We start from the raw sequence: 5530 nt of genomic DNA, 5'->3' as shown, positions 1-5530 counted from the left end.
ACGGGCGCATTGGTTCTGGAGGCGCGGTCGGTTCGGCTGGAGGAGCTGGAGACCGCCCGCCTGTCGACTGCCGTATCGGATCTGGACGGCCTGTTCACGCTGGAGTGGGTCCCGGTGACGCCGCCCGAGACGGCCACCCCGGTCACCTCGGTCGCGGTGCTGGGTGAGGGCCCGTTCACCGTCCCCGGCGCGACCACCCACGCCGACACCGCCGCTCTCCTCGCGGCCCTGGACGCGGGCGCCCCGCTGCCGCAGTGCGCGGTGCTGACCATCGCCTCCGCCCCGGACACCACCGACACCCCGGCCGCGGCACAGGCAGTCGTCGAAGACCTCCTGCTCACCGTCCAGACCTGGCTCACCGACGACCGCCTCGAAGGCGTACGCCTCCTCGTTGTCACCCGCGGCGCCGTCACCACCAGCGACCACGCCGGCGTCACCGACCTCCCCGCCTCGACCGCGTGGGGCCTGATCCGCACCGCGCAGACCGAACACCCCGACCGCTTCGTCCTCCTCGACACCGACACCACCGACCTCGACTGGAACACGGCCCTCACCCACACCAGCGAACCCCAACTCGCCCTGCACGAAGGCCAGCTCCTCGCCCCGCGGCTGAAGCGGGGCGCCCCTCGGCAGGACGGCGTCGTCCTCGACCCGGCGGGGACGGTGCTCGTCACGGGCGGTACCGAGGGACTGGGCCGGGAAGTGGCCCGTCACCTCGTCGCGCGGCACGGAGTGCGCCACCTCGTGCTCACCGGTGACGACGGCGAGGCACAGGAGTTGAGGGACGAACTCGGCGCTCTCGGGGCCCAGGTGACGTTCGCCGACGGCGACCCGGCCGACCGTGCCGCGATGGCCGAGGTGCTGGCCGGAATCCCGGCGGAGCGGCCGCTCACCGGCGTGGTGCACACGGTGGGCGAAGACACGGGCGGGTTGTTGGAGACGCTGACCGCGGACCGGCTCGGCGCGCTGCTGGACGCGCGCGTCAGGGGCGCCGTGGTCCTGGACGAACTCACCCGGAACCTGGACCTGTCGGCCTTCGTGGTCTTCTCCTCGGCGGCCGGTGTGCTGGGCGGTGCCGGGTACGCGGGTCCGGCCGCCGCCGGCAGCTTCCTCGACGCGCTGGCACAGCGGCGCCGGGACCTGGGGCAGCCCGGACTCTCCATAGCCTGGGGTGCGCTCAGGACGGAGGCCGGCGCGGACGCCGCGCGGCTGAGCCGCGAGGGGGCCGTGGCCCTGCCGGTCGAGGAATCGCTCGCGCTGTTCGACGCGAGCCTGCTGTCGGACACGGCACTGACGGTCGCCACGCGGGTCGACGTGCAGGTGCTGCGCGAGCGGGCGATGGCGGGGGTGCTGTCGCCGGTCTGGTCCGGCCTGGTGCGGACGCCGCTGCGGCGCGCCGCGGCCTCGGAGGGGCCAGCGGGCCTTTCCCTGGCCCGGCGTCTGCTGGGGCTGTCCAAGGCCGAGCGCAACCGAGCGGTGCTGGACCTGGTCCGCGGCCATGTCGCCACGATCCTCGGGTACGAGGGACCGGCCCGGGTCGACGAGACCAAGGGCTTCCTCGACGCAGGCGTGGACTCGTTGACGGCGGTGGAGCTGCGCAACCGACTGTCCGCCGCCACCGGCCTTCAGCTGCCCGCCACCCTGGTCTTCGACCACCCCACCCCGGTCGCGCTGGCCCAGTACGTCCTGGAGGAGGTGCTCGGTGGTGCCGCGGGCGCGCTCCAGCAGACCGGACCCACGACGGCCGTCGACGTCACCGAGCCGATCGCCGTGGTCGGCATCGCCTGCCGCTTCCCGGGCGGGGTGCGCTCGCCCGAGGACCTCTGGGACCTGGTCGCGGCGGGCCTCGACGCCACCGGTGACTTCCCGGCCGACCGCGGTTGGGCGGAGGACCTGTACGACCCGGACCCGGAGCACTTCGGAACGTCGTACGTCCGGCGCGGTGGCTTCCTCGACGACGTGGCCGGCTTCGACGCGGAGTTCTTCGGCATCTCTCCGCGTGAGGCGCTGGCGATGGATCCGCAGCAGCGGTTGCTGCTGGAGGCGTCCTGGGAAGCGATGGAACGGGCCGGCCTTGACCCGCAGGCCCTCAAGGGAAGCCCGACCGGCGTCTACGTCGGTGCGGGCAGCTCCTCCTACATCTGTGACATGGAAGGCCTGCCGGACAGCGTCGAGGGGTACGCCTTCACCGGCAACACCTCCAGCGTGCTGTCGGGCCGGGTGTCGTACACGTTCGGTTTCGAGGGTCCGGCGGTGTCGGTGGACACGGCCTGTTCGTCGTCGCTGGTGGCGCTGCATCTGGCGGTGCAGGCGCTGCGGCAGGGAGAGTGCACGCTGGCGCTGGCCGGCGGCGTCACCGTGCTCGCCGGGGCGGGCGGATTCATCGAGTTCTCGCGGCAGCGGGCGCTGTCTCCCGACGGGCGGTGCAAGCCGTTCTCGGCGGATGCCGACGGCACGGCCTGGGCCGAGGGCGTCGGCATGCTGGCACTGGAGCGCCTGTCCGACGCACGGCGAGCCGGACACCGGATCCTGGGCGTCATACGCGGCTCGGCCATCAACCAGGACGGCGCGAGCAGTGGACTCACAGCGCCCAACGGGCCGTCGCAGCAGCGCGTCATCCGCGCGGCGCTGGCCAACGCGGGGCTGTCCGCCGGGGACGTCGACGCGGTGGAGGCGCACGGCACGGGCACCAAGCTGGGCGACCCGATCGAGGCACAGGCGCTGATCGCGACCTACGGCCAGGACAGGCCCACCGACCAGCCCGTGCGGCTCGGCTCCTTCAAGTCGAACATCGGGCACTCCGTCGCCGCCGCCGGTGTCGGCGGTGTCATCAAGATGCTGATGGCGCTCCAGCACGAGGAACTGCCGCGCACGCTCAACGTCAGCGAGCCGTCCCCCTTCGTGGACTGGTCGGCGGGCGCGCTGGAGCTGCTGGCCGAACCGGTCGCCTGGCCGCGCGGCACGCGGGCGCGGCGCGCCGCGGTCTCCTCCTTCGGCGCCAGCGGGACCAACGCACACCTCATCGTCGAGGAGGCGCCCGAGGAGCAGCCGGAGCCCGGAGCCGCGGGGCGGCCCTCGCCCGTGCCGGCCGGTTCGCCGGTGCCGTGGCTGCTCGGCGCCGGCAGCGCGGGCGGACTCGTCACGCAGGCGGGTGCCCTGGCGTCCTTCGTACGGGAGACGGACGCGGACCCGGCCGCAGTCGCGCGGGCCCTGCTGGGCCGGTCCGGACTGCGCCACCGGGTGGCGGTGGTCGGCGACGACCGCGAGGCGCTGCTGGCCGCGCTGGACGACGTCGTGGCCTCGGGGCCGGCCGCCGTCGGTGCGGTGTCGGGACAGGCCGCACCGCAGCGGGTGGCGCTGGTGTTCCCGGGCCAGGGCTGGCAGTGGCTCGGCATGGGCCGCGAACTGCTCACGCTCTCCCCGGTCTTCGCCGACCTGGTCGGCGAGGTCTCGGCGCTCGTGGAGGAACTGGCGGGCTGGTCGCTGCTGGATGTGCTCACCGGCGCGCCCGAGGCCCAGGACGTGGACCGGGTGGATGTGATCCAGCCGGTGATGTTCACCGTGATGGTGGGCCTGGCCCGCCTCTGGGAGTCGCTGGGCGTTTGCCCGGACGCGGTGGTGGGCCACTCCCAGGGTGAGATCGCGGCTGCCTGCGTGGCCGGCATTCTCTCCCTCGAGGACGCCGTACGGATCGTGGTCACCCGGTCGGCGGCGATCACGGCCATCGCCGGAGGCGGCACCATGCTGTCGGTGGCGGCCCCGGTCACTGAGGCCGCCAAGGCCCTGGAGCCCTGGACGGGCCGGCTGTGGGTGGCGGCGGTCAACGGGCCGTCGTCCACGGTCGTGGCCGGCGACCTCGAGGCCGCGCTGGAGTTCATGGCGTCCGCGCAGGAGCACGGACCGCGGGTGCGGCGCATCCCGGTGGACTACGCCTCGCACTCCCCGCACGTGGAGGCGGTGCGGCAGCAGATCATCGACGGCCTCACGGGACTCACGCCGTCGGCGGGCCGGATCCCCATGTACTCCACGGTCACCGGGGAACTGGCCGACGGGGCGAGCATGGACGGCGCGTACTGGTACCACAACCTGCGCGAGCCGGTGCGGTTCGAGGAGGCCACGTGCGCGCTGCTCGACGACGGGATCACCGTGTTCGTCGAAGCCAGCGCCCACCCGGTGCTGACGACGGGCATCGCCGAGACCGCCGAGGAGCGCGGCACGGCCGGCGTGACGGTCACCGGCACCCTGCGTCGCGACGAGGGCGGACTGCGTCGTCTGCAGACCAGCGCCGCGCAGCTCTGGGCCGCGGGCGTCGAACTCGACTGGGACACGATCGTCCCCGTCGCCGAGCCGGTGGAACTGCCCACCTACGCCTTCGACCGGCGCCGCTACTGGCTGGAACGCACCTCACAGGCCGGTCAGGGCGACCTCGGCCGAGTGGGCCTGACCGCGCTGGAGCACGGGCTGCTCGCCGCGGGCGTGGAGGTCGCCGGCGAGGGCACGATCGTGCTGTCGGGCCGTATCTCGACCGCCACGCATCCCTGGCTCGCCGACCACGCGGTCGCCGGAACGGTGATCGTTCCCGGTACGGCGTACGTCGACCTGGCCATCCGCGCGGGCGACCAGGCCGGCTGCCCCCTGGTGGAGGAACTGCTCATCCAGCAGCCGCTGATCCTGCCCGACGGCACCGCCGCCGAGATCCAGGTCGTCGTGGACCCGGCCGGCGAGGACGGACGGCGCACCGCCGCCGTGCTGTCCCGGCCGCACGGCGGGGGAGGAGTGTGGACACGGCACGCCCAGGCCACGCTCGCCCCCGACACCCTCGGTGCCGACGACGTCGACTTCACACAGCTCTCGGGGGCCTGGCCGCCCCGCGGCGCCGTCGCCGTCCCGGTCGACTCGCTCTACGCCGACCTCGCCGAGCGCGGCTACCACTACGGCCCCGTCTTCCAGGGGCTGCGGTCGGTGTGGCGCTCCGCGGACCCGTCGGTGCTGTTCGCGGAGGTCGCCCTGCCCGAGCAGGCTGAGGAGGACGCCGCCCGCTTCGGCCTGCACCCGGCGTTGCTGGACGCCGCCCTGCACGCACAGCGCTTCCACGAGGGCTTCGCCGCGGAAGGCGTGTGGCTGCCCTTCACCTGGAACCGGGTGTCGCTGCTGGCCACCGGCGCAGCCACGATCCGCGTCCTGCTGCGCAGCACGGGCGAGGACACGGTGCGCGTCGCCGCCGCTGATCCGGCGGGTGCTCCCGTCGCCCTGGTCGAGGCGATGCGGCTGCGCAAGGTGGACCCGTCCCGGCTGTCCGGCGGGACACCGGATCTGGACGGTCTGTTCGCGCTGGAGTGGTTCCCGGTGGCGTCGAAGGAGGCGGCGGTTCCTGTCGTCTCGGTGGCGGTGCTGGGTGAGGGCCCGTTCACCGTCGCCGGCGCGACGACCCATGCCGACACCGCCGCTCTTCTCGCGGCTCTGGACGCGGGCGCCCCGCTGCCGCAGTGCGCGGTGCTGACCATCGCGTCGGCCCCGGACAGCACGGACG

1 protein-coding gene is annotated in these 5530 nt (G+C 73.9%); it reads left to right on the top strand.

Features of this window, described 5'->3' with window-relative positions; translation table 11 throughout:
- On the top strand, positions 1-5530 hold a 5530-nt coding region (locus ICC28_RS39755; RefSeq protein ID WP_188293750.1), incomplete at both ends, for a type I polyketide synthase.

Origin of the sequence: Streptomyces sp. TRM68416 (assembly GCF_014596915.1) — a bacterium.
Taxonomy (GTDB): Bacteria; Actinomycetota; Actinomycetes; order Streptomycetales; family Streptomycetaceae; genus Streptomyces.
This window is presented reverse-complemented; position numbering and strand designations above follow the sequence as displayed.